Source organism: Cyclobacterium sp. SYSU L10401, assembly GCF_010993705.1.
Lineage (GTDB): Bacteria > Bacteroidota > Bacteroidia > Cytophagales > Cyclobacteriaceae > Cyclobacterium.
The window spans coordinates 171,834-196,369 of record NZ_WOFO01000003.1 but is presented as its reverse complement, the minus strand read 5'-3'; the positions used below and the strand labels follow the sequence as shown (position 1 = coordinate 196,369).

The 24,536-nt window shown below is 42.3% G+C and carries 20 protein-coding genes and 2 tRNA genes; 10 read left to right on the top strand and 12 right to left on the bottom strand.

Annotated features, from left to right (window positions below; translation table 11 throughout):
• Positions 1-2: 2 nt before the first annotated feature.
• The gene (locus GL182_RS08750) at positions 3-1,031 is read right to left on the bottom strand and encodes a FecR family protein (protein ID WP_163379287.1); all 1,029 of its coding nucleotides are present in this window, start codon (positions 1,029-1,031) and stop codon (positions 3-5) included.
• A 127-nt stretch (positions 1,032-1,158) separates the two neighbouring features.
• Positions 1,159-1,752: an RNA polymerase sigma factor gene (locus tag GL182_RS08745; protein WP_163379286.1), complete on the bottom strand. Its 594-nt coding sequence runs from the start codon at positions 1,750-1,752 to the stop codon at positions 1,159-1,161.
• A gap of 407 nt (positions 1,753-2,159) precedes the next feature.
• Between GL182_RS08745 and moaD the strand changes: the two genes are divergently transcribed.
• Genes moaD through GL182_RS08720 form a run of 5 tightly spaced genes read left to right on the top strand, consistent with a single transcriptional unit; the run spans position 2,160 to position 6,251 of the window.
• Positions 2,160-2,399 (top strand): molybdopterin converting factor subunit 1, encoded by a 240-nt coding sequence (gene moaD / locus GL182_RS08740; protein WP_163379285.1) that lies wholly within the window; start codon positions 2,160-2,162, stop codon positions 2,397-2,399.
• Between the two features lies 1 nt (position 2,400).
• The gene (locus GL182_RS08735; protein ID WP_163379284.1) at positions 2,401-2,814 is read left to right on the top strand and encodes a molybdenum cofactor biosynthesis protein MoaE; all 414 of its coding nucleotides are present in this window, start codon (positions 2,401-2,403) and stop codon (positions 2,812-2,814) included.
• A 30-nt stretch (positions 2,815-2,844) separates the two neighbouring features.
• The gene (moaA, locus tag GL182_RS08730) at positions 2,845-3,834 is read left to right on the top strand and encodes a GTP 3',8-cyclase MoaA (RefSeq protein ID WP_163379283.1); all 990 of its coding nucleotides are present in this window, start codon (positions 2,845-2,847) and stop codon (positions 3,832-3,834) included.
• 53 nt (positions 3,835-3,887) lie between these two features.
• Complete coding sequence (locus GL182_RS08725) at positions 3,888-5,084, top strand: molybdopterin molybdotransferase MoeA (RefSeq protein WP_163379282.1); 1,197 nt, start codon at positions 3,888-3,890, stop codon at positions 5,082-5,084.
• 15 nt (positions 5,085-5,099) lie between these two features.
• Positions 5,100-6,251, top strand: a complete 1,152-nt coding sequence (locus GL182_RS08720; RefSeq protein WP_163379281.1) for an XdhC family protein — start codon at positions 5,100-5,102, stop codon at positions 6,249-6,251.
• Positions 6,252-6,264: 13 nt separating this feature from the next.
• On the opposite strand, the gene GL182_RS08715 is transcribed toward GL182_RS08720, so the two are convergent.
• From GL182_RS08715 to GL182_RS08690, 6 genes are all read right to left on the bottom strand, one after another.
• The gene (locus tag GL182_RS08715) at positions 6,265-7,608 is read right to left on the bottom strand and encodes a hypothetical protein (protein WP_205603613.1); all 1,344 of its coding nucleotides are present in this window, start codon (positions 7,606-7,608) and stop codon (positions 6,265-6,267) included.
• Between the two features lie 153 nt (positions 7,609-7,761).
• Entirely contained in the window at positions 7,762-8,619 is an 858-nt protein-coding gene (locus GL182_RS08710) for an HAEPLYID family protein (protein WP_205603612.1), read from the bottom strand.
• A 72-nt stretch (positions 8,620-8,691) separates the two neighbouring features.
• Positions 8,692-9,033, bottom strand: a complete 342-nt coding sequence (locus GL182_RS08705) for a hypothetical protein (RefSeq protein ID WP_163379279.1) — start codon at positions 9,031-9,033, stop codon at positions 8,692-8,694.
• A 69-nt stretch (positions 9,034-9,102) separates the two neighbouring features.
• The gene (locus tag GL182_RS08700) at positions 9,103-12,528 is read right to left on the bottom strand and encodes a PVC-type heme-binding CxxCH protein (RefSeq protein WP_163379278.1); all 3,426 of its coding nucleotides are present in this window, start codon (positions 12,526-12,528) and stop codon (positions 9,103-9,105) included.
• 52 nt (positions 12,529-12,580) lie between these two features.
• Positions 12,581-16,015: a HEAT repeat domain-containing protein gene (locus GL182_RS08695; protein ID WP_163379277.1), complete on the bottom strand. Its 3,435-nt coding sequence runs from the start codon at positions 16,013-16,015 to the stop codon at positions 12,581-12,583.
• 141 nt (positions 16,016-16,156) lie between these two features.
• Positions 16,157-17,536, bottom strand: coding sequence for an AGE family epimerase/isomerase (locus GL182_RS08690; protein WP_163379276.1), 1,380 nt, complete (start codon positions 17,534-17,536; stop codon positions 16,157-16,159).
• 533 nt (positions 17,537-18,069) lie between these two features.
• Here GL182_RS08690 and GL182_RS08685 point away from each other — a divergent pair.
• Genes GL182_RS08685 through GL182_RS08675 form a run of 3 tightly spaced genes read left to right on the top strand, consistent with a single transcriptional unit; the run spans position 18,070 to position 20,874 of the window.
• Positions 18,070-19,182, top strand: coding sequence for a Re/Si-specific NAD(P)(+) transhydrogenase subunit alpha (locus GL182_RS08685; RefSeq protein ID WP_163379275.1), 1,113 nt, complete (start codon positions 18,070-18,072; stop codon positions 19,180-19,182).
• 2 nt (positions 19,183-19,184) lie between these two features.
• Entirely contained in the window at positions 19,185-19,502 is a 318-nt protein-coding gene (locus tag GL182_RS08680; RefSeq protein ID WP_163379274.1) for an NAD(P) transhydrogenase subunit alpha, read from the top strand.
• 4 nt (positions 19,503-19,506) lie between these two features.
• The gene (locus GL182_RS08675; protein ID WP_163379273.1) at positions 19,507-20,874 is read left to right on the top strand and encodes an NAD(P)(+) transhydrogenase (Re/Si-specific) subunit beta; all 1,368 of its coding nucleotides are present in this window, start codon (positions 19,507-19,509) and stop codon (positions 20,872-20,874) included.
• Positions 20,875-20,953: 79 nt separating this feature from the next.
• Here the strand turns inward: GL182_RS08675 and GL182_RS08670 are convergent, their stop codons facing one another.
• From GL182_RS08670 to GL182_RS08655, 4 genes are all read right to left on the bottom strand, one after another.
• On the bottom strand, positions 20,954-21,292 hold the full coding sequence (locus GL182_RS08670; RefSeq protein ID WP_163379272.1) for an L-rhamnose mutarotase: 339 nt from the start codon (positions 21,290-21,292) through the stop codon (positions 20,954-20,956).
• Positions 21,293-21,307: 15 nt separating this feature from the next.
• On the bottom strand, positions 21,308-22,138 hold the full coding sequence (locus GL182_RS08665) for an amidohydrolase family protein (protein ID WP_163379271.1): 831 nt from the start codon (positions 22,136-22,138) through the stop codon (positions 21,308-21,310).
• Between the two features lie 23 nt (positions 22,139-22,161).
• Entirely contained in the window at positions 22,162-23,235 is a 1,074-nt protein-coding gene (locus tag GL182_RS08660; RefSeq protein WP_163379270.1) for a 3-oxoacyl-ACP synthase III family protein, read from the bottom strand.
• A gap of 209 nt (positions 23,236-23,444) precedes the next feature.
• Positions 23,445-24,080 carry a peroxiredoxin gene (locus GL182_RS08655; RefSeq protein WP_163379269.1) on the bottom strand — a complete coding sequence of 212 codons (636 nt, stop codon included), beginning with the start codon at positions 24,078-24,080 and terminating at the stop codon, positions 23,445-23,447.
• A 224-nt stretch (positions 24,081-24,304) separates the two neighbouring features.
• On the opposite strand from GL182_RS08655, the gene GL182_RS08650 reads away from it, so the two are divergent.
• Both GL182_RS08650 and GL182_RS08645 read left to right on the top strand, forming a co-directional pair.
• Positions 24,305-24,376 (top strand) — tRNA-Glu (locus GL182_RS08650).
• A 20-nt stretch (positions 24,377-24,396) separates the two neighbouring features.
• Positions 24,397-24,468 (top strand) — tRNA-Glu (locus GL182_RS08645).
• Positions 24,469-24,536 lie beyond the last annotated feature (68 nt).

Below are 24,536 nucleotides of genomic sequence, written 5' to 3'. Positions count from 1 at the left end.
ATTTATGCCGGTAAAGAGGGATAAATGGCTACATTCTTTCCATTTAAATCAAATTCAAAACGTAATGAGTGTCCTAAGACATTAAGAACATCGCTCAGGTATGCTTTCTTTTGAAATGTCCCGGAACAAAGCTCATTTGGAATTTCTCCCTTTACTGAAATTTGGACCCCGTACCAGTTTTCCAATTTCTTAATCACAAGTTGAAAGGGTTCTTTATCAAAATGGAGAATTCCCTCCTTCCAAAGAGAAATTTTGCTGGGATCCACATCAAATATTTGGATGGATTGGGTCGTTCTGGATATTTTACCTGCTTCTCCGGGTTGAAGCAGTATATCCTTTCCAGTATTTTCATTTAGAATCCGCACTTTTCCTGTGGCTAAAGCAATTTCTATGGATTCCAGGTAGTCTGTATTTACATTAAAAGAAGTGCCCAGCACGGTAGTGGAGACCGGTCCGGCCTGCACATAAAATGGCTTTCCCTCCCTTTTTCTTACATCAAAAAATGCTTCACCCGTTAATATTACCCGCCTGTTGATAGTAAAATCCCTAGGGTACCTGATTTGACTGTCGGCATTTAAAAACACCAAAGAGCTGTCAGGTAATAGAATCCTGGATTTGATCCCTTTAGGATTTGATTTTATGACCCATTCCGTTTCTTTTACCAAAGGAAAATTCCCTTGCTGTGATGAGTTCGGGTTAATCAAACCCCATTCCTTCAAAATAAGGATAATGGCTATTAATGAAGCAGCATAACGGATCCAGGTAAGAACAGAAAGCTGTTTACCTGGTTTATGGTTTTTCAATTCCTCTCTTTTTTTTTGCCGATTGAAGGAATTCAGGTTGGATGACTTCCCAGCAGGAGTGGACTCATTTCGCTCAGGCACATTTTCCGCCTCCCAAATCATCTTCAACAGCTTTTGAAAATCAACTTTGCCTTCGGGACTATTCAGGTGCTCCAAAAAGGATTTTGCATCCGTTCCGGAAAGCTTGCCTTCATGAAATTGCTTCCATTTTTGGGTAAAGTCCTTCATTTTTTCTGCCAGGTTATATGGTATATATCCCTAACACAGGGCATTTACTCATGCAGAAAATAATTTTTCCATATTTATTAATGGATTAACCCGTTTTTATGAAATCAAAAATTTTAGGTATGGTTTCTTAAAAAATCAAAAACAAAAAAAACAAATCCGACGGAACCAGATCATTGGATAAAAACTCCTGTTTTAACCTTTTATTTGCTCTATATAATTGGTTTTCCACCGTTCTTTTCGATAAATGCAGTTTACAGGCAATTTCATCAGCAGTAAGATGTTCGGTGAATTTCAGCTTAAAAATTTGCTGTTGCCCCTTGGGAAGGGAGTTGATGATCTTTTCCGAAAAACCCTTCAATTCTTCAAATGCCAATTCCTCCTCCGTACAGCAATCTGTGCGAACCCCGTAGTTCAGTTGGTAGGTTTTGTAAGCAATTTCCAAAGCCTGTTTCCGGGACCTTTTAAAAATAGAAAATCTCATGATAGTGAACAGATAGGCGTTAAAAGACAAGGAGCAATCTAAGCTTTCCCTTTTTTCCCAAACCTTTAAAAACACTTCCTGAACCACCTCCTCTGCATCTTCATGTGACAAATACATCTGCTTGCAGGTGTTCAGAATTTTTGATGCAAACTGATCATAAAGTTGCCGAAAAGCATTGGGATCACCAGCTTTTAACAAATTTACCAGCTCCGGAACCGAATAAGAATTATCAGTTATCATCGGCTTTTAAAACTTTTTAGTCTTACAATTAATGTATTTTTACTAAAAATCACAATTAATTATCCCATTTAATATTTTTTATAAAAGATAATTTTTTAGACTTAAATTTAATCTTTTTACCACAAATAAGCATCAAATATTAGTAATATTGGCATTAAAATATAATAATTTCAATCAATAGAATTTCATTCATGTGTTTATTTTATTATTAGTTTGATACAATTAATATTTTTTTATCATTCATAATGGTGATAGTGAAAAGATAGCTTTTGATTTGCGCTATATTTTTTTCCGAACAGCTGACCTCAATGTCTCTGGGATCCTTTTAATATACTGCTCAAATTCGTGGTTAATCTAATCCAATTGTGTAAATTTAACCTTTACAAAACGAGGAATTAAAACCAATTATGGAAGTGCTGCTATTCGGAATATCTAAAGAAATAACCGGCCAACAAACCCTTGATGTATCATCAGACCTAAAAATCAACACTGTGTTGGAATTAAAGAAATGGATCTTGGAGAAATACCCGGAAATGGGAAATCTTGATAGTTTTGCCATAGCTGTGGATCAGGAATATGCGAACGATGAGCTGAACATCTCCGATGGGCAAGAAATTGCCCTTATTCCTCCGGTAAGTGGTGGTTGACATGAAAAAAATAGAACTGGTAAGTGAAATCGACCTCAATGGCCTGTATTCCTGGCTTCAACACCCTGAGGCAGGAGGAATAGACCTTTTCATTGGCAGTGTAAGAAACCATGCCCACGGAAAATCGGTTATCAAACTGGTGTTTGAAGGATATGAACCCATGGCCATTCATCAAATGAATAAATTGGCCGACCAAGCTATAAAACAATGGCCCCTAAAAAGATTATTGATGATTCATGCTTTGGGAAGTAAAAATATTGGTGATCCTGTGGTAGTCATTGGGGTGGCCACGGCCCATAGGAACGATGCTTTTGAAGCCTGCAAATTCCTGATTGACGAACTCAAAAACACTGTTCCCATTTGGAAAAAGGAACATTTTACAGACCATACGGTCTGGGTAAATGCCCACCCTTGATGCGGCTGCTAATGTAAAAATTAATTTTCTATGGAAAACGAACTGATTGACCGCTATGGAAGAAAGTTGGACTACCTGAGATTATCGGTAACTGATCGATGTAACTTCAGGTGTTACTACTGCATGCCAGAAGAAGGGATGGATTTTGTTCAAAGGAAAGCATTGCTTACCTATGAAGAACTGGATTACCTTACCGGAATATTTGTAAAGCTTGGCGTTACGAAAATCAGGATCACCGGAGGGGAGCCTTTTGTCCGTAAGGGAATCATGGACTTCTTTACCAAACTGAGGCAGCACCAGGATTTGCGTGAAATTACCCTTACCAGCAATGGTTCCATCAGCGAGGATCAAATTCAACAGCTGAAACATTTGGGTATAAAAAAAATAAATATTTCCCTTGATGCATTGGATAAACAAAGGTTTTTTGAAATCACCAGAAGAGATAAGTTTGATGAAGTATTCCATTGTATTCTCACACTGCTAAAACAGGGTTTTTATGTCAAGCTTAACTGTGTGGTAGATGGAAACAAGAATATTGCAGATATCATTCCCTTTGTGCAATTGACCGCCGACTACCCTTTAGCAGTCAGGTTTTTGGAAGAAATGCCTTTCAATGGAACCGGGAAATTTGAAATACCTGAGTGGAACCATCTCGCCCTATATGACTATATCGCCAGCCACTTCCCTGAGATTCAAAAAATTCAGGATGGAAAAAACAGCACATCTGTCAATTATCAAATCCCGGGTTACCAGGGCACTTTCGGTATTATACCTGCTTTTAGCCGAACCTTTTGTGGAACATGTAACAGGATAAGGCTTTCTGCAACGGGTGAATTGAGGACATGCCTTTACGGCCCCCCGGTCACCAACCTGAGAGACATATTGCGAGCTGGTGCTAATGAGGAGTCCATTATAACTGAAATCCGCAATGCAGTAGCTAAAAAGGAAAAAGATGGCTTTAAAGCAGAGGAGTTAAACTCCAAAACACCAAAAAAATCAATGTCTTTTTTGGGAGGCTAAGCACTCAGTAAAATCTAAAGAACAATCTAAACCCATAACAAACGGATAATAGCATGAAAAGTGTAGCGGAAGCCTTGCAACTGGTTTTGGAAAATGAACTTCCCAGGCAAATTGAAAGCGTCCCCATAGAGGATTCTCTACACCGCATCTTAGCCCAGGAAGTTTTTGCAGATAGAGATGCGCCTCCTTTTCATCGGGTGAGTATGGATGGCATTGCGATCCACAGCTCTCAATTGGATAAGAAAGGTACTTTTCGCATAGAAGGCATACAGGCCGCCGGAGATGCCCAAAAAACATTAGCCAGCAGAGAGAATTGCCTGGAAGTCATGACAGGAGCCATATTACCTTCAAATACCAATTGTGTCATACCCTATGAGCAAATAGATATTAAAAATGGCACAGCCTCCCTGGCGAAATTTGATTATAAGGAAAACCAAAACGTACATCTAAAGGGGACCGATGCAAAAACCGGTGACCTGCTGATACAAAAAGGTACTTTGATCCAGCCAGGCAGCATTGCGGTGATGGCAACTGTTGGTGTTTCAAAAGTTAATGTCATAAAAGCTCCAAAAATCACTATATGTGCTACAGGAAATGAACTGGTAGACATTTCTGACAAGCCCCTCGCCCATCAAATCAGGAAATCGAATGTTTACATGCTGCAGGCAGCTTTGAAATCTCTTGGGATCCCTGCTCAAATACTTCATTTGGAGGATGATAAGCAGCTATTAAAAACAAGTGTAGAAAAATTAATGGAGGAAAACGATATACTGTTATTCTCGGGAGCGGTTTCTAAGGGTAAATATGATTTTTTGCCGGAGGTATTGGAAAGCCTGGGGATCAAAAAACTGGTCCATGGTGTAGCCCAGAAGCCAGGAAAGCCTTTTCTGTTTGGTAAAAAGGATAAGCAGCTTATTTTCGGCTTTCCAGGCAACCCTGCCTCTACCCTTATCTGTTTTCACCTGTATTTTAAAGCCTGGTTGATGGCCCATTGGGGCATACCTAATAGCGGAATCTTTGCGACCCTGGCTGAGGAGGTAAGTTTTAAAAGACCCGTCACCTACCATATCCTGGTAAAAGTAATGGCAGAAAAGGACAAACTGGTAGCAGTACCGGTAGTCAATTCCGGATCCGGGGACCTGGTACATTTGGCAGAAGCAGATGGATTTCTTTCTCTTCCTGCCCAATCGGCATCGTTCAAAAAAGGAACAAACTATCCTTTGACATTCCTGAATCAGGCCTGGTTCTAATCATTTTCCAAATTTATGAAAGAGATCAAAGAAATAATTAAGGCCTATGCACGGTCTCGAAAAACAGGAGAAAAAGTGGCATTAGCCACTGTGGTACAAGTCGATGGATCATCGTACCGAAGACCAGGGGCCAGGATGCTGGTCACCGAAAATGGTCAACTTACAGGAGCCATTTCGGGGGGGTGCCTGGAAGGAGACGCACTAAAGAAAGCGCAGCTGGTCATTTTTAAGAAAAAGTCCATGCTGGTGACCTATGACACTACCGATGAAGATGATGCCAAATTCGGTGTAGGACTGGGTTGCAATGGTATCATCCATATCTTAATGGAACCCATCGATGAGGAACAGGAAAACAACCCCATCGATTTACTCCAGCAATGTGTCAATGACAGGAATGACAAGGTCCTGGTAACCTTTTATGATGTAAAAAATAAAAGGTCAAGCCAGATAGGCACCTGTTTGCTGTACAATAAGGAAGAATATTTCCCCAACCTCAATTTCAACCATATCGGTCAATCCGCTCAGACATTTGCCAGAGAAAAATCACAAGAGGCCATCGCAACAGGGAAATCCACCATATGGCCCCTGAGTGATGGGAGTAATCTTCATGCTTTTGTAGAGTTTGTTCCTGCCGCTATCAAGTTACTCATTTTTGGAGCTGGAAATGACGTGCAACCTTTGACTCAATTGGCTGCTGTATTGGGCTGGGAAATGACGCTGGCAGATGGAAGGTCAGATCATGCTACTACGGATCGTTTTCCATTGGCCGATCAAGTTTTATCCGGAAAGGCCATTGACATCCTTTCCCAGATCCATGCCGACAGGCGAACTGCAGTCGTTTTAATGACCCATAATTTCAATTATGACCTGGAGGTCATGCTAGGTCTGTATCCCTACCAATTTCCCTATTTGGGGGTATTAGGTCCAAGGAAAAAGTTAGAAAAATTAGTGGAAAATTTATCACTTTCTGGTATTGATCTGAATGAAGAAGATCAAAAAGTCATTTTTGGTCCCATGGGCCTGAATATAGGAGCTGAAAGTCCGGAAGAAATTGCCCTTTCCATAATTGCTGAAATCAAAACAGTGATTTCCGGGCACAATCCGGTACATTTAAAGGCAAAAAAGGGTCCCATACATGCGGATGAAAAAGGCAGCTTAGAGCCTTGAGAACAAGGTATTCCTAGATAGAAATTTGAAATTGCATGACGAGCATTCCTTTTCGTTCAGATTGAAATATTCCTGTTGCTTCTTCCGTAAAGACGGGCCGGCTTTGATAATTGACAGACAATTTGGTTTGATTACCATTGATCAACCAATTGAAACCATATTCGTACATGAGCATGGGATCATCCAGGGCATCAAAATTCGACAACTGGCTGGTAAGGAAAGGCTGCAGGGTACCCCAGCTTCCCAAAAGATTTTTTTTCATCAAATAACCTATTTGACCATAGTAACTATTGCCGGTCCCCATCATGGGAAAGCCATTACCTGCCCCGTTAAAACTACCACCGTCCAGGCTGCCGTTGGCAGGGTTCATTACCCCGAGATTTCTAATGTAATTTCTTCCATAATCGTTTGAATGAAAAGCGGCATAGGCAGTAATAGCTGTTCCCTTACTTTGATCAAGGGGCTGGTCGTAAAAAACATCAACCGAAAAAAGGGCCAGGTCGCTATAGGCTACCTCCCCACCTGCTTCCTCCTGAAACCACATGGCATCCTTCTGGAAAAGAAATCCCGTACCCAGGTTAAAAACACTTTTCTCTCCCAGGTAGGAGCCTGCATTGTATGGCGTAAGGTTGGATTCCTGATCCTGAAATTGATACATGTAGTAACCATGCCACTGCAGCCCAGCCGGAGAAGCAGCGAAAAGGGCCTGCTCCGCAGGTAACGCTGACTGAACAGTGGACCTACTCACTGCCATGGGTTTACTGATGGCCATCCTGTAGTCCAACCGATTGAGTTTCCCCTTAACATAGGCAGAATATTTTCTTAAAAACTGGTCGGTGGCGTCATTGGTTGTCTGTTGATACAATGGGGCATCCAACGAAAGGATGGAGCCTATGGAAGGAGAGGCATACCTGGATACCCCATTCCAACCTGTAAGTCCTGTACCTATGGAAAGTTTATTTTCCATAATTTCAAGCTCCCCCAATGCATCATGAAAGAACAATCCTTGCTTTCGTTCACCTAAATAGGTGAGGTTATTATTTCCAAACTGTGTATAAAAAAATATTTTATCAGCTATTTTTCCAAAAAGCTGAATTCGGGTACGGCGTAGCCCTATATCAAATGTTTGGTCTTCCAGGTAACCATCTACGGTAGTTCCAGGGTTGTTCCAGGTATTTCTCAGCCAGATTTGGTTCAGAAAAGTAGCCTTTACATAGTGGCTTCCATCTTTATTCAAAAGAAATTTTAATTCACTTTTATCTTTTTCCGTCTCAGGAGAACCCACCTTCTGCCCATATAAATCAGTGGAGAACAGAAAACTTAAAAATAGCAGCGAAAGAATCGTTAATTTCGTCATAAACAAGATGTTAGAATTACAAAAGCAGGTCAATGGATAAAATCAGTAAACAAAGCTCCTTTTTTTGACAAAATTAACCTTAATTAGGCTGATTGCTCAGACAAAACAGGGTAAAGATGGAAAATTTATTTGAATGGGAAATGAACCAGGCTTCTAATGGCCCGGTTCATAAATCAATCTCAGGAAGGAACTGAATCTTTCATTTTCTCTGCTGACAGGTACCCCCGTCACAATGCCAATCAAAAGGTTGTCAGCTATACCCAATCTCATCTGTGGCCGGATTACCATGTCAAACTGGCCGTTTTCAAATGCTTTATTGAATTCAATACCGATAAAATTTCTGGTACCACTGATCATATAGTGAAAATTGGAATTGATTTGCCAGGAAATATTTACCCCTGCAGCCCCAAAATGATCCTGGATAAAAGGTCCTGTATAAATCAGGCTGTGGTAATTGGTTCCCCACCTTTTCGCCGCAATGAAAAATGGGTTGTACGCATTGCCGGAAAAAACACGGTCTTCTCTATAATCAGAGAACTGATTCATTTCAAATTCATGGATATATCCTATGGCCAGAGAGGTTTTTTGTCTTTCCGACACCAAAAAGGTATACTGTCCTGCAACTTTTATACTATTTAGCCTGTTACCCGGAGCATTTCCATTGATGGGGTAATAGAGGGAAAAGGGTAATTCTACCTCCAGGCCCAGCCTGTCTATAGGTGCCCATTCGTATTCTACCAGCGCCAGGTATTCATCAAACCTTTCCCTATCGGTCAGTCCGAGACCAAGATTCCACTCCTTTTCTCCTTTTCTGGCTCCCAAATCCCGAATTAAATCAATATATAATGGTTCGGCATGCAATACTTTTGCAGGGGTATCACTGCTTTCCACATCTGAAAGGTACATGCTATCTAATACTACATTTGGAATATCTTGATCTATTTGCCCCTTAGCAAGGGTGTGCAGGCCAAATAGCAAATAACTGATTAAAGCCAATCGAATAATCATCATAATAAAATTTGTTGAATTAATAAAAAAACCATTCCTGCTGAAGTAAAACAGGAAATTTAAACAACTTATTTATTATGAAATCCGAGGAGGTGGGGAAGGGACTTTAAAAAATACGGGAATTAGCCGGTTAGTACCATACCTTAAAAAATTATGAGCAGAAGCTTTAAGATCTGTAAAAGCCCTGCCTATATTTTCTACATAAAAATGAATGTCTTTTTTAAGCTTTTTTTTGTGAGAGGTTTCCTGATCCCCATCAGCATCCTCATTTTCAGGGATGGCATCTTCTATTCCAAGGCCTATCTCCAGAAAAATTTCAATCATACTTTCCTGGTCATTGATCGTCAAATCCTCCGGTAAGTGATCTGGATTCTCATCGGCAACATCTACACTACAATTTAAAAGGTAAATTGCCATAAAAATCCAAAAATTACCTAAAAAGCGGGAGTTTCTAAGGCGCTGCAACATTGAGGCAATAATACAAAATTAAAGATAAGGTTCCTTTAATGTAGCGAGAAAACTTACCAAATCCCTGATTTCCCGTCGGGAAAGGTACTGCTTCATATCGGGCATGCTGGAGGGGGCATCTCTCCTCTCTACTACCTGAGATTTCAGAATTACCGTGTCAGGCTGATTTCCCATTTTCAAAGTAATACTGTTGTCATTTTCAGCTACTTTTATTCCGGCCAATTTTTTTTCCGTCTCGAGTTCAAGGGTAACCACACCAAAACCCGGAGCCAATCTTTTACTGGGATCAATCAAAGCCTCCAGCAATTCCTGCCTGTTTAGTTTCTCACCAATTCCATTTAGTTTCGGACCGGCATTCCCTCCAAAATCATCATAGGCATGACACTTGATACACTGACCTGTGGCATGCTGAAAAAATATCCTGCGACCCTTGGATTCATCTCCTCCGTACATGCTGCCGCTGTAACTGGCCAATAAATCATCATCAGACATGTCCATCTTGATTTTTTGATAACGATCCAGCAAGTCCTGATTATCCATTCCTTCCATGGCTTCATAAAATTCCAGTTCAATGGCAGGAGATAAGTCCCCTTTTTCCAGCTGATCGAGCAAATTTTTAAATACAGGAAAAGCACTTTCTCCGTCCAGTTTGGCAAGGGTATTGACGGCAGCTTGCTTCTCCTCTACTGTTCTTTTTTGAATGACTTCTTCCAGCAAAGAGGCTTTTGCATCCCCAGCAATGTCCAATTGCTCCATAAGATCCAATCCTGCCACCCTGACATTTTTTTCGCTATCGGATAGTGCCGTTTCCACCGCTGCTTCCAGAGGAGCCTGATCCATTTTGGCAAGGGCTTTAATGCTTTCTTCCCTAACTTTCGCTTCCGGATCTGTTTGGAGTACAGCCAATAATCTTTGATTGGCATCATTGATATTCAGGAATCCCAGCGCCTTTACTGTTGCCTGGCGGATACTGGCATTGGCATCATTTGTCAATTCTATAAGGGATGTGCTACTCGCTACCTGTACCTCCTTCAGATTCCTGCTGATTTCCCCTCTGTACCAACCATCAACCCGATCCAGTACTGAAGGGGCTGCCCAGGTACTGAGTGCATCAAGCGCTTCAATCCTCATGGATTCCGGGGCACTCGAATTATTGATATAGGTCAGCAGGTTATTCATTGCTTCATCGGATCCCCACCGTAAATTGGCATTAATAGCCCTCCTTATCAATGGTTCAAGGGTAAGTTCTTTCGAAGGCAACAAATTTCCCAAAGCCGGAATAGCATTTGTAATCGAATAATCGTCATTGATGGCTCTTGCAGCCTCTGCCACTATATATTCGTCCTCGTCTTGTAAAAATAGGCTGATGTTTTCATCTCTTAATCTCCTCAATGCGATGACTGCTGCCAATCTCACTGCTTTTGATTCGTGATCTGCCAGGTCAATGATGGATTCAGGTTTTCCCATTCTGGATAATGCCAAACTCCCCGCATGTCTGATATACACATCTTCATCATTGTTTTCTTTTAACAATTTCACCAATCCCTCAAACGCCTCGCTAAATCCCATTCTTCCCAGCGCTTCTGCAGCAAAAAATCTTACTCTTTGCACTTTATCTTCCAGCAGCGGCAAAAGATCCTTTCCCGCTGCACTATAACGCAAATCTCCTAACCACTTGGCTGCCTGAGCCCGGATTTCATCATCCTTGTCATTTAGGTATGGCACCAAAATCCCTGCTCTCTCCCTATCGCTTCTGGATAGCTGGGAAATTCCCCAAATGGCATGTATTCTGGCTAGTCTGTTGGTGTTTTGAGCCAGCGCTTTGCTGAAAATCTCAAGTCCTTCATCTCCTCTTTTTGCCAGCTCAAACTGGGCTTTTTGCCTTACCCGCTGGTCCTCAAATGCTAAAAGATCCTCAAGCTCCTGAAGGGTTAAGGATTTATAGTCTGCCGCCAAATGCTTCGCTGTCAACTGCCTGATATCCCTATTGGCTGTGTTGTCATTTAATTTCCAAATTCTTCCATAACCTTTATTCACCCAACCATCGATCCAGTCGGAAAAATAAAGCGATCCATCCGGAGAAAAATCCATTCCAGTGGCCAATATCCCCTCCAGTATTTGTTCGGTTTCTTCCAACTCGAATCCAGCACCGCTAGGCTTCAGGCTAAAGGCATGAATGCCCGACCTGGCAGGATTTCCTGCGAACTCAGCAACAAAAAACTTATTTTTCCACTGCTCTCCCAAAGCAGTGCCTGGATTATACAACATGCCGGTGGGACCATTCACATAGTTGGCAATGGCAGGAATATAATAAGCTGCCTGCTCATCTGATCTGGGCAAATGCATCTTTTCATCCATCCAGACCTTATACTCGTTATTTTTGGGATCCCGGTATTTTCCAAACTGCCAATTGATCCTCCAGCCGGTATCCGATCCTTCCACCAGGTATACAATTCTTTCTCTTTCTCCCCTGTGGTCTCCGTCATTGTCCACACTGATCAGGTTACCGTATTCATCAAAAGCAAATTCATGGGTGTTCCTAACGCCATAGGCAAAAATCTCAAAGTCGCTTCCGTCCGGATTGGCCCTGGCTATTACACCACAATTGGGGTACTCGTGTTTGTTTCCGTCCTTGTCCACCCCATTGAATCCAATGTCTCCAATTCCCCAGTAAATCTTCCCTTCCGGACCTACTTTAAGTCCAGACATGTTGTGTCCACCAAAACCAATGTGAACTCCAAAACCATGAATCAACGATTCTTTTTCATCCATGGTCCCGTCTCCATTGCTATCTGTCAGGCGCCACAGGTCTGGGGCAACCCCAACATAAAGTGCCTCCTCATGGTACAATACAGCTCCAGCAACATCCGATACCTCTTCATTGAAATCCTCAACAACCATTTGAGACCTGTCTGCTCTTCCGTCTTGATTGGTATCTTCCAGCCTGAATACGTTTTCCTTTTCTACTGTCAGATCCTTCCAGTCATGAGACCCATCCCCATTGATATCGGGCAACCATTCATTTTTTTCGCTATTTTCAGGAGACAATTCCGTGTGTAGAAATTCCCTTCTGTCAGCTACACTTTGCAGTTTAAGGGAAGCAATCTCCCAATCCTGGTGGCTTCGGATGTCAAATTCAGAAATTTTCCTTCTATTGGTTTTGGAATAAAAAACACGACCCTGATCGTCTATTTGCATGGATATGGGATCCGCTACCAGGGAATCTACCCCCCATAGGTCCAAATCGAAATCTTCATGAAACTTCGGTTTAACCAGGTTCTTGATTGCAGCGGCTTGTTGATCAACTTGCTCCTTAGTCAATTGTTTGATTTCAGGTTCCGTAGTGTTGGTACTACAACTAAAAAGTAGGGATAGACACAAAACGGCAACCATAAGGTTGTAAAAAAAGCGGGGCTTATTGATCAAATCAACTCTATTAAACATATATGGATAACAAATTTTAATACTTTACTGTTGAACGTTTTCTTTACTTAAATTAGTGGTTGGAATCAGTATAATCGTCATCTGTCAAAGTAGCCAAAAAGCTGACCAAATCCCGTATCTCTCTCCGGCTTAAAAGTCCTTTCATATCAGGCATAGAAGACATGGCATTGGTTCTTTCTGAAATTTCAGCTTTCAAAATTTTCTTTTCTGGATCATTCCCTATTTTCAATGTAACGGTTTCCTCGTCTTCATCCAGCAATATTCCCGAAACTGTTTCATCATTTACCATTTTAAGAGTAACCACCCCATAACCGGGGGCCACCCGCTTGCTTGGATCTATCAATGCTGCCAGCAATTGCTCCCTATCAAGCTTTTTACCAATACCATTCAATCTCGGACCTGCATTTCCTCCAAAGTCGTTATAGGCGTGACATCTGATACATTGCCCGGTCTGGTGCTGAAAAAAGATCCTTCTACCCGATCTTGTATCTCCTCCATAAAGACTTCCGCTATAAGAGGCCAACAAATCATCCTCATTCAGGGAAGAATTGACTTCCTGGTACTTTTGCAAGAGGGTTTCATTTTCTAAGGCCTCCAATGCTTCCAATAACTCCAACTCCATCCCCGGCGAAAGGGTTCCTTTTCCCAACTGATCCAAAAGATTTTCAAAAACGGGTATGGAAAAATCCTCCTCCACCCGGGCCAATGTCAGTACAGCGGCCTGCTTTTCCTCAATTGTCTGCTGTTCAATCACACCCGCCAATAATTCAGCCAATAACTCTCCAGAAAAATCCATCTCCCCCATCAGGTCAAGGCTGGCCACCCTTACATTTTTTGATTTATCGGTGGACGCCTGTTCCAGCGCCAAATCCAATTTTTCCCATTCCATATTTCCCAAAGAACGCAGGGATGCTTCCCTTACCTCCTCATTGGCATCGGTTTTTAACCTTGTGAAAAGGTTCTCCGAAGCTGCCAACAGATTTATATTTCCTACCGCATTCACGGCAGCCAGTCGTAAGGTATCGTTGTTGTGATCAATCAAATCAATCAAAATATCTGAAGCCAAATCTTTAAGCAAAGTAGGGTTTCGGCTAACCGACCCACGAAACCTGCCATCCACCCTGTCCAAAACAGATGGCTCAGTCCAGGTAGAAAGCGTTAGGATGGCCTCTCTGCGCATGGATACAGGAGCATCTGCCTTAGATATATATTCTACCAGGTTTTTCAGTGCCTCTTCAGTACCAACCCTCAGATTAGCGTTGATGGCTCTTCTGAGTAAGGGTTCAGAACGAAGGCCATTTCGGTTTAAAACGTCTGCCAGCTGGGGCAATGCCTCTTCAATAGAAAAATCATCATTGATGGCCCTGGCCGCTTCTGCTATAATATATTCATCTGCATCCTTAAGGAACGCCGCAATTCCGGGATCTTCCATTCTCCTGAGAGCCACCACTGCAGCTATCCTTACTGCTTTTGATGGATGATCACTTAGCGCAGTCAGGGATTGGGCATCTCCAATCCTGGCCAGTGCCAGGCTCCCTGCATGCCTTAAATAAACATCTTCTTCATTGTTTTCTTCAAGCATATCTACAATAGGGGAAAAAGCATCCTGGAAAGCTATTCTTCCCAATGCCTCTGCTGCAAAAAATCTTGCCCGGGGATAGCTGTCCCCGAGTAAAGGAATCAACTGCTCCCCTGCATCAGCGTAGCGCATGTCCCCAAGCCATCGGGATGCCTGTGCCCTGATTTCGGGATCATTATCAGTCAGGTAGGCCAATAAAATGGATCCTGCCTCCTTGTTGTTGGACCGGGCAATTTGTGCAATTCCCCAAATGCTATGGATCCTGGCCAACTGGCTGGATTTAGCTGCCAATTGTCTTTCAAAAACTTCCAATCCAGCATCCCCCTTTTTTGCCAATTCAAATTGTGCTTTCTGTCTTACCCGCTTGTCCGGATGTGCCAAAAGGCTTTCAAGTTCAGTAGGAGCTTTTTCTCTGAAATCAGCCTTAATTAATTCCGCTGTTTCCTTTCTGATCTGGCTTGACTTACCGGAAGTATCATCCAATTTCCAAACCCTCCCATAATCCTTGGTGCCCCAACCGTCAATCCAATCAGAAAAATAGAGGCTACCATCGGGAGCAAAATCCAATCCTGTGGCCAAAATGCCACCCATGATTTTTTTGGTTTCCTTCAAGGAGAACCCTGCACCATTGGGTTCTAATTTAAATGCATGTATCCCGGATCTTGCCGGATTACCAACAAACTCAGCGACGAAAAAAGTATTTTTCCAGGATTCACCCAGGGCAGTGCCCGGATTGTATACCATTCCCGTAGGTCCATTTACATAGTTAACAATCGGAGGTAAAAAATAGGCCGCCTGCCCCTTATGCCTGGGCAAATACATGCCCTCATCCATCCATACCTTGTATCCATTATTCTTGGGATCCCTGTACTTCCCAAACTGCCAGTTGATCCTCCAGCCGGTATCTGACCCGTCTACCAGGTATACCAATCGCTCGCTTTCGCCCCGGTGGTCCCCGTCATTGTCTACGGAGATCAAATTCCCATACTCATCAAATACAAATTCATGGGTATTTCGTACGCCCATCGCAAAAATCTCAAAGTCACTGCCATCCGGATTGGAGCGGGCGATGACACCACGGTTGGGGTATTTGTGGATTTTTCCTTCCTGATCTTCACCATGAAACCCGATGTCACCGATTCCCCAATACACCCTGCCATCAGGCCCCATTTCCAATCCGGACATGCCGTGTCCACCGAAACCAATGTGCACCCCATATCCATGAGAAATTGAGCTTTTTGATTTGGCAAGCCCTGTATTCTTGTCCTCCGTTACCCGCCACATATCAGGTCCGGCTCCGACAAACAAATCGTCACCATACTTCATGACAGCTCCGGCTACATCAGTTACCTCCTCATGCAAATCCTCAAATACCAATTGGTACTTATCCGCTAGTCCATCCCCATCCGTATCTTCAAGCCTGTAGATATGCTCTTTTTCGACGGTCATGTCTCTCCAATCTCTGACACCATCCCCATTCACGTCAGTCAGCCATTGGTTTTTGTCACTGTTTTCTTTAGAAAGCTCCGCCCTTAAAAAAGCCCTTTTTTCTTCCACCGACTGAAGGGATATAGACCTGATTTCCCAGTCCTGGTGCCCTCTAATGTCAAATTCCGAATTTTTTTGTCTGTTGGTTCGGCTGTAATAAAGATTCCCTTGTTCATCAAAATCAATGGAAATGGGGTCGAAAACCAAGGAGTCAGAGGCCCATAAGGAAATCTCCAGGCCCTCTTCCAGCTCAGGTTGAACGAGATTTTCGATTTCATTGGCCAGTTCTCTGGCATTTTCAGAATCAATTTGCCTTATTTTTAGGTCTTCCGGCGCAGGGTTACAGGAATAAAAAAAAACTAAGCTTCCGACTAATACTATTTTCACCTCCTGCAGGAAGCCCCCTTTGAATGGATACATGGATAAACCTGGGTAAATAATTTAATTTCTAATAAAACGATCAATCACTAATTCATTGTATTTTTCGCCCGTTAATATAAGTAAAAGATTAGCAGTGAAAAATCAAATTTTTATAAAGTCACTTTTTGACCAAGACAATTGCTATTCCTTGCTTTTAATGGTAAGTGCCAGATGGGAAGGATCGCGAAGTTTCAGGTCACAATTGTGGAGGGACCTGAAATTATGGTAGGCGGTTTTCCAAATGTGTCCTTTTTGACCATTTTTCAACTCTGGTTGCTTATCCAATCCCCCTGAATACCAACCGCCATATGCATGGTCGATCAGGTTTTGTTGGATATAATTCCATTGCTGTTTAAATTTTGCAAAATACTCCATGGGATCGTCCGGATACAAATCAGCCATAATCAAAAGGGTGTTGAGACCTTCCGCCTGAGCCCACCAATTCTTTGTATCTTTAACAATTTCGGGAGCATCCTCTTCGGGAAAGTAGTATCCTCCGTCATAAAATCCACCCGATTGCCCATCCCAGCCGTGCATTAAAGCATGGTCCACCATCTTTTTGCCAATCTCCCATGTTTTGTAATCATTTGTCAAGCCCAAAACATGGGAAGCCTCCATCATCAAATAAGCCGTTTCCACATCATGACCATAGGACACATGATCGATATTGTGGTGCTTTTCTATGGCAGACCTGCCCTGATCCCGAAAACTGACCGGGGTCCAGTCGGCCAATAGGAAAAGTTGGAGATACCCTTCGTTCTGAACTATGGTATCCCTGATAATCACCAAAAGCTCTTCTGTTCTCCTCTTTAAAAGCGGATCTTTCCATACCTGGTACAATTCAGTAAAAGCTTCCAACAAATGGATGGAACTGTTTTGATCCTTGTAACCTGTGGTAGCTGTTGAGGGCGTCTGCTCGTTTCTTTTTGAGGGTGTACCATCCCTTTCCAAAGATTGGAAATATCCACCGAATTCCGGATCATAGCTGTTTTTTTCCAACCAGTAAAAGGCTTTTTTTGCCCATTCCAGGGCTGAGGGGTCACCGCTGGCATGATGGTAAGCAGCCAAACCATAGATCCCAAAAGCATTTCCATAGGCGGTCTTTGCTCCCTGATTATTTTCAAGAACGTTTCCTTTTCTATCAAGCAAGGTAAAAAAACCACCATGTTCCTGATCCCAGAATTTATTGATCAAGAAATCCAAGCCCAATTTGGCTCCTGCTGCATAATGGGAGGTGTCAGGATATCTTTCCATAAGTTTGGACAAAGTCCACAAATGCCTTGCCTGAGATACGATCATTTTGTTTTGGTTTTCAGAAGGAGAAAAATCGTATTCAAAACTACTGACATATCCCCCGTTTTCGTGGTCATAGGCATTGGGGTACCACCGGTTGATCATTTCATTTTCAATGGAGTTCCTGACTTCTTCGGCAATAGCCATCCGGGCAGCTTCCTGAGCAACAGTTGATGGGCTAATTAACTGAAGCAGCAGCAGAAAAAGGGCATTTAGGTAGACTGTCATCGCTTTTGGGTTTATTGAAAGTAAAACATTGATCTACAGCGCACAAGTAATGTGCCTTATAGGTAATTTGAATGGTATCAAGCAGGTCATTTCATTTATTCCTACGTTTTTTCCACACCCGGTACAAGACTATTACAAAAATAGGCAAAAATATAATGGGCCAGTAATCGGCATATGGCAGGGCTTGCTCCTGGTTTTGTGTTTGCCCCAGAATTGAAAAAATGATCATACAATTGAGGGCAGCTAATAATGTCAATAGTAACATATTATAAATGATTTTAAATGCGGTTGAAAGATATTTGCCAAGGCTTAACTTCCGCCAATTACTTGTTTTTTTAATTATGTTTTGAAATTTAATTAAAAAAATGGTATTACCCTTTAAATCTCGAATTTTTAATAGACAATACTGTAAAATCCGTAAAAAAGTGCTTTTTTTGCACTGCCATATTTAATTGTCTATATTAACCACTAACCACAGGCAATTCATTTTCTACTTGATTTCGAAGATTAAATTCTATCTATAAACCACCATTATGATTTTAGGAATATTAAAAGAACCTTCACCGGAAACTCGGGTATCCCTTCATCCGGAAGCCGTAAAGGTACTCACTGCAGCAGGCAACAAAATTCAGATTGAGCAGGGTGCCGGTTCGGCCTCTTTTCTTTCAGATGAAGTTTATTCAGAAGCAGGTGCTGAAGTTAAGCCAAGAGCGGAAGTCCTTAAAAATGCTGAAATGATTTTCCAAATCACCCCTTTAGCTACCGAAGAGCACCAATCACTCAGCAAGGGGAAAATTCTGGTTGGGGTATACCAACCTCTCGTGGCCAGAGAATTAATGCAAACCCTGGCTGAAACAGGTGTCACTTTATTTAGCATGGATTCCATACCCAGGATCACCCGTGCCCAAAGCATGGATGTCCTTTCTTCTATGAGTACTGTATCGGGGTATAAAGCAGTATTACTTGCCGCAGCCAACCTGCCCAGATTTTTCCCTATGTTGATGACTGCGGCTGGCACCATCGCTCCTGCAAAGGTATTGGTCATTGGAGCAGGTGTAGCCGGACTACAGGCCATTGCTACTGCGAAGAGATTGGGAGCAGTGGTGGAAGCCTTTGACACGCGTCCCTCCGTTAAAGAACAAGTAGAAAGTTTGGGGGGTAAGTTTGTAGAAGTCCCCGGAGCAGTTGAAGACAAATCTGCCGGTGGATATGCCGTAGAACAATCTGAAGAGTACAAACAGAAGCAGTCAGAAATGCTGGAAAAGTCCATCGTGAAATCGGATGTAGTAATTACCACTGCATTGATTCCGGGACGAAAGGCTCCTATCTTGGTTACCCATGCCATGTTGGAGCAAATGAAGTCCGGAGCAGTGGTGGTTGATTTGGCCGCCGCCAATGGCGGTAATTGTGAAGGGTCAGTTAATAACGAGACCGTAACCATAGAAGGTGTGACCATCATTGGCAATTCCGCCCTACCTGCAACCATGCCTGAAGATGCGAGTAAAATGTACAGTAAAAATGTACAGAATTTACTCAAACTCCTGCTAAAGGAAGATAAGTTAAATCTTAATTTTGAAGATGAAATCATCAAAGGAACCTGTATCACACATGACGGTGCAATTGTATATGAACCCTTATTAAAGTAATCATGGAAGCAATTATAGAATATATATCAAGTAATCAACAAGAGTTTTACGTATTTATCCTGGCCATTTTTGTGGGGATAGAGGTCATCTCCAAGGTACCGACTGTTTTGCATACCCCATTGATGTCTGGGTCAAATGCTTTGTCTGGTGTGGTGATCGTCGGCTCAATAATCGTTTTGGGGAAAACAGATCCAGCGAATTACCTGGCCCTTTCCCTGGGATTTTTAGCTGTTTTACTTGCTACCCTAAATGTGGTTGGTGGCTTTGCGGTTACCAATCGAATGTTGGAAATGTTTAAAAAGAAACCTGGTAAAAAATAGAAAGATGATTTTACAAATTATAGATATTTGCTACTTGGTAGCGGTGGTACTTTTTATTGTAGGTATTAAAATGATGAGCCACCCTGATTCGGCAAGAAGAGGAAATGGCATTGCGCTATCAGGCATGCTTTTGGCGATAATCGCTTCTTTTTTAACCCCCGGACTGAATAACCTTATCCTTATCATTATTGCCATGGCATTAGGCACCATAGGAGGGTTGTATTCTGCCAAGACCGTACAAATGACTGCCATGCCACAATTGGTTTCCTTCTTTAACGGAATGGGAGGAGCTGCAGCGGCCCTGATAGGCCTTGTAGAATATGGGGACTTGCCGGTAGACGATATAGGTAAAGGATCTGTATTGATGGCCAGCCTGGTTATTGGTTCGGTTTCATTTTCAGGATCCATGATTGCCATGGGAAAATTACAGGGAGTTATCAAGGATATACGAATCAATAAGATTTTGGGATTTCTGGTCCTGGCAGCAGCTGTCGGACTGGCCATTTATGTATTGAATTCAGGTGAGCCCCAGCCAAATATCGTATACCTGCTGATTTTTCTTTCCTTAATCTATGGATTATTATTCGTCTATCCCATTGGTGGTGCCGATATGCCGGTGGTAATTTCCCTGCTCAACGCCCTCACCGGTGTTACTGCTGCCACAACTGGATTATTGTATGACAATAAGGTAATGCTTATGGGAGGAATTCTGGTGGGCTCTGCCGGTTTATTGTTAACCCTCCTGATGGCCAAAGCTATGAATCGGTCGGTTTCCAATATCCTCTTCACCTCATTCGGTACCGCTTCAGGGGCAGCAGCTCCCGGTCAATCCGGAGATCAGGTAGCCAAAGAGATAAATGCCTATGATACGGCCATCCTTTTGGCCTACGCTAAGCGCGTGGTAGTCGTACCAGGTTATGGACTTGCAGTAGCCCAGGCCCAGCATGCGGTGCATGACCTGGAGAAAATTCTGGAAGAGAAAGGTGTAGAAGTGTTGTATGGCATTCATCCGGTAGCCGGCAGGATGCCAGGTCACATGAATGTCTTACTGGCTGAATCCGATGTATCTTATGACAAGCTGATTGAAATGGATGACATGAATGAACAGCTACCCAATACAGATGTGGTAATGGTGATAGGGGCCAATGATGTGGTCAACCCGGCAGCCAATGATGATCCCTCCAGTCCAATCTATGGGATGCCCATATTGGAAGTTAACCGGGCCACCAATGTAATCGTTATCAAGAGAAGTATGAGTTCAGGCTATGCAGGCATCCAAAATGCCCTCTTTTTTGACGCCAAAACACGCATGCTTTTCGGAGATGCCAAAAAGGTCCTCAATGGACTTGTCAGTGAGGTGAAAAACATGTAGTAATCAATCTAAAACGGCTGTCTATCAATTAGACGGCCGTTTTTTTTACTTACTTACTCTTGAAATATTACCACTTACATCACTTGTCTTTCAGTGAAAAAATGCTGTCCATCAGCACCCATTTTTCTCCTGGTTTAGCCCAGGGCAAGGCTTTTTGTAATCTGCCCATCATTTGTTCCCATTCTTGAACCTGATCATCTTCAGCATCCATCTTTGACTTCTTCTCGAAGGAAAAGTCATCAGTCACTTCCATAATCATAAACAGACGGTTTCCGGTCAGGTAAATGTCCATTACCCGTATACCTGCTTGCCGGATACTTTCTTCGATGTAAGGAGGTACGTTCTGATGGTGAATCTTGTATTGCTCGATGATTTGAGGATCATCTACAAGGTCCAAAGCCAAGCAATAGCGTTTCATAATTATATTTTTGCCTTAAAGTCTGTAAAAATGCCTGGCATTTTTGTACCATATTTTATTTTGAACCTGGAGGGGTTGACCTTCCAGAAACTTTTCCAAAATCCCACATACCTGCTGGTAAGATGCAGCCAATTGACAAACGGGCCAGTCAGAGCCGAACATAAGTCTGTCCTCGCCAAAAGCTTCCAGCACCAAGTCAAGGTAAGGGAAAAAGTCCTTTGTTTTCCATCCTTCCCAATTGGCTTCAGTCACCATACCGGAAAGTTTGCAAAATACCTGTGGGTGGCTGGCCAGATCCCTGATCTTATCCCCCCAGTCATCGAACTTCCTTTCCCCTATGGGAGGCTTACCCAGGTGATCCAGTACAAAGCTTCCCTGAGGAAAATTGCTCGCCGTCTGTATGACACCATCCAGTTGATGGGGAAAAACCAGCAGGTCATAACTGAAACCCGCTTCAAAAATTTCTTTCAAACCACGCTGAAATCCAGGCCTTAATATATATTCGGGATCGGATTCATCCTGAAGCAGGTGCCGAAAACCCTTTAATTTGGTAAAAGGCTGGTAGGCATGCAAGGTGTCCGACAATTGACCGGACTCAAGGTCCACCCAACCGACTACCCCCAAAATAAAAGGAAATTTCTCAGCTAAATCCAGCAGAAATTGCGTCTCTTCAGGATCTTGCAAGGCCTGCACAGCCACGGTTCCTTCTATTCCATTATCTGTCAGTATCGAATAAAGCTTATCAGGAAGAAAATCACCCTTCAATGCCAACATTTCATTGCTGATCCAGGGAAGTTTTTTAGCATCATAATACCAGAAATGTTGATGTGAATCGATCTTATTCATGGAGTTGGAATTAAATGATGATCTTAGGGGTGCTTGTAGACGAAAGCATTAATATTCATACCCGCTCCCACGGATGCAAATAGCGCATATTCACCAGTCATGAAGGAATGGCCTTTCATGCTGTTTTTGGCTACCATATCATATAAAATGGGGACCGTGGCTACTGAGTTATTACCCAATTCCTGAATACTCATGGGCATCAAATCCGCCGGTGCCGGACCGAGCCCATACAGTTGAAACAACCTATCCAAAATATTATGGTCCATTTTCGCGTTGGCCTGGTGAATCAATACTTTTTTAATTTTTTCCAGGGGTATACCGGAACGATCAATACAGGTTTTTAAAGTAGGAGGAACCGTTTTAATGGCATATTCATACAATTTTCTTCCATTCATTTTTAAAAATAGGGTGTCATCCGGATAATCTTTATTATAGGAGGTCCCCATGGTAAGTAAATGGGCATGTTCCAGGGTGTCGGACCTTGTCAGGTGATTGATCATTCCTACAGGTTCTTGCTGCTCTTTGGCTTCCAGGATGACAGCCCCTGCGCCATCTGAAAAAATCATACAATCCATATCATGTGGGTCAGAAATCCTGGATAAGTTTTCAGCCCCAATTACCATAATTCGTTTTGCATCGCCTGATTTGATATAATAATTGGCTTGAATCATCCCCTGTACCCATCCGGGGCAGCCAAAAGGCAAATCATAGGCAATGGTGTAAGGGTTACTAATTCCTAATTTATGTTTCACACGTGCTGCGATCGTCGGACAAGTATCAACCCTGATATTATCAGGTAAAATATCCCCAAAATTATGAGCAACAATGATATAATCCAGAGATTCCTTGTCTATTTCTGAGGCTTCCAAAGCTTCGGTTGCAGCAAAATAAGCCATGTCAGAAGTCATTAGGCCAGGCTCAAGATACCTTCTTTCCCTAATTTCAGTTATCTTTTGAAGGGTAGCGACAATATCTTGGTTGGGTTTTGCCAATCGTTCGCCTTGGCTGTCATAAAATGTACTGGTCAAAAAATGTTCGTTGGAAATTTTTAAAGTGGGTAAATATTTTCCGGACCCTATAATAATACTGTTAATCATGTTTCTATTAAGACTAGGCTATACATTTGAAAAAGCACTAAAGCGATAAATATGGTATTCCTCTTGTTAAAAAACAAATTCACAACAAAGAAATCCTTGGTAAGGTAATGATTAATGGGTACTAATCGTCAAAACAATAGACTGAGTCACCTATAAAACAAAAAGGGTGATCAAAATCACCCTTTTTGTTTTACGTTTGCCTGAAATTTTTAAATATTTGGCTGCGGGGTTGTTCTGAGGTAGGGCTTGATTTCCTTGTGCCCTTTAGGAAATTTGGTGGGAATATCCTCATTCTTAATGGCCGGAGCTATTACCACATCCTCACCATGCTTCCAGTTGGCAGGTGTAGCCACGGAATAGTTTGCCGTCAATTGAAGGGAATCAATCACCCGCAGCAATTCATCAAAATTTCTTCCGGTACTGGCTGGATAGGTAATGATCAGCTTTATTTTTTTATCATTCCCGATAATAAAAACAGAACGAACGGTGAAATTTTCATTTGAATTAGGATGGATCATATCATACAGATCGGAAACTTTCCTATCTTCATCAGCAATGATCGGGAAATTCACGGTAGTATGCTGGGTTTCATTGATGTCATTGATCCAAGCTTTATGACTTTCTAAGCCATCAACACTTAAAGCCAGCATTTTAACGTTTCGTTTGTCAAACTCATCCTTTAACTTCGCCGCGGCTCCGAGTTCGGTAGTACAAACCGGCGTATAATCTGCCGGGTGGGAAAACAATATTCCCCAACTATCTCCCAAATATTCATGAAAGTTGATTTTTCCTGCTGTAGTTTCAGCGGTAAAATCTGGTGCGGTATCTCCTAATCTTAATGACATAATTTTATTTTAATTTAAATTATTCTATAGACTTTGTAGGGAAACGGAAATACCGCACAAAAAGTTTATACATTCCTACTTTTTTTAAATGCCTTAATTTTACCGGCTAATTTTCAAAGGTTTGGATATACTTTACCGAATAATTTTTTGGTGGGTTTTGGTTTGTTATTGAAAGGCCCTATATTTGCATCACCTTTGAGAAAAGAGCATATTCTTAAATAAAAGGTCCGTTCGTCTAGGGGTTAGGACGCATCCCTTTCACGGATGAAACACGGGTTCGATTCCCGTACGGACTACAACTTTGATTCATGCTTATGGTCCGTTCGTCTAGGGGTTAGGACGTATCCCTTTCACGGATGAAACACGGGTTCGATTCCCGTACGGACTACAACAAATATCGTTGATTTCTTCGCAAGGAGGATCAGCTTTATTTGTGGTTGTTAGTGGTTAAAGTGA

Bases quoted from the DNA above. Each gene is read 5' to 3' on its own strand.
- GL182_RS08750 (WP_163379287.1), bottom strand. From the start codon at position 1,031: ATGAAGGACTTTACCCAAAAATGGAAGCAATTTCATGAAGGCAAGCTT.
- GL182_RS08745 (WP_163379286.1), bottom strand. From the start codon at position 1,752: ATGATAACTGATAATTCTTATTCGGTTCCGGAGCTGGTAAATTTGTTA.
- moaD (WP_163379285.1), top strand. From the start codon at position 2,160: ATGGAAGTGCTGCTATTCGGAATATCTAAAGAAATAACCGGCCAACAA.
- GL182_RS08735 (WP_163379284.1), top strand. From the start codon at position 2,401: ATGAAAAAAATAGAACTGGTAAGTGAAATCGACCTCAATGGCCTGTAT.
- moaA (WP_163379283.1), top strand. From the start codon at position 2,845: ATGGAAAACGAACTGATTGACCGCTATGGAAGAAAGTTGGACTACCTG.
- GL182_RS08725 (WP_163379282.1), top strand. From the start codon at position 3,888: ATGAAAAGTGTAGCGGAAGCCTTGCAACTGGTTTTGGAAAATGAACTT.
- GL182_RS08720 (WP_163379281.1), top strand. From the start codon at position 5,100: ATGAAAGAGATCAAAGAAATAATTAAGGCCTATGCACGGTCTCGAAAA.
- GL182_RS08715 (WP_205603613.1), bottom strand. From the start codon at position 7,608: ATGACGAAATTAACGATTCTTTCGCTGCTATTTTTAAGTTTTCTGTTC.
- GL182_RS08710 (WP_205603612.1), bottom strand. From the start codon at position 8,619: ATGATGATTATTCGATTGGCTTTAATCAGTTATTTGCTATTTGGCCTG.
- GL182_RS08705 (WP_163379279.1), bottom strand. From the start codon at position 9,033: ATGGCAATTTACCTTTTAAATTGTAGTGTAGATGTTGCCGATGAGAAT.
- GL182_RS08700 (WP_163379278.1), bottom strand. From the start codon at position 12,528: ATGTTTAATAGAGTTGATTTGATCAATAAGCCCCGCTTTTTTTACAAC.
- GL182_RS08695 (WP_163379277.1), bottom strand. From the start codon at position 16,015: ATGTATCCATTCAAAGGGGGCTTCCTGCAGGAGGTGAAAATAGTATTA.
- GL182_RS08690 (WP_163379276.1), bottom strand. From the start codon at position 17,536: ATGACAGTCTACCTAAATGCCCTTTTTCTGCTGCTGCTTCAGTTAATT.
- GL182_RS08685 (WP_163379275.1), top strand. From the start codon at position 18,070: ATGATTTTAGGAATATTAAAAGAACCTTCACCGGAAACTCGGGTATCC.
- GL182_RS08680 (WP_163379274.1), top strand. From the start codon at position 19,185: ATGGAAGCAATTATAGAATATATATCAAGTAATCAACAAGAGTTTTAC.
- GL182_RS08675 (WP_163379273.1), top strand. From the start codon at position 19,507: ATGATTTTACAAATTATAGATATTTGCTACTTGGTAGCGGTGGTACTT.
- GL182_RS08670 (WP_163379272.1), bottom strand. From the start codon at position 21,292: ATGAAACGCTATTGCTTGGCTTTGGACCTTGTAGATGATCCTCAAATC.
- GL182_RS08665 (WP_163379271.1), bottom strand. From the start codon at position 22,138: ATGAATAAGATCGATTCACATCAACATTTCTGGTATTATGATGCTAAA.
- GL182_RS08660 (WP_163379270.1), bottom strand. From the start codon at position 23,235: ATGATTAACAGTATTATTATAGGGTCCGGAAAATATTTACCCACTTTA.
- GL182_RS08655 (WP_163379269.1), bottom strand. From the start codon at position 24,080: ATGTCATTAAGATTAGGAGATACCGCACCAGATTTTACCGCTGAAACT.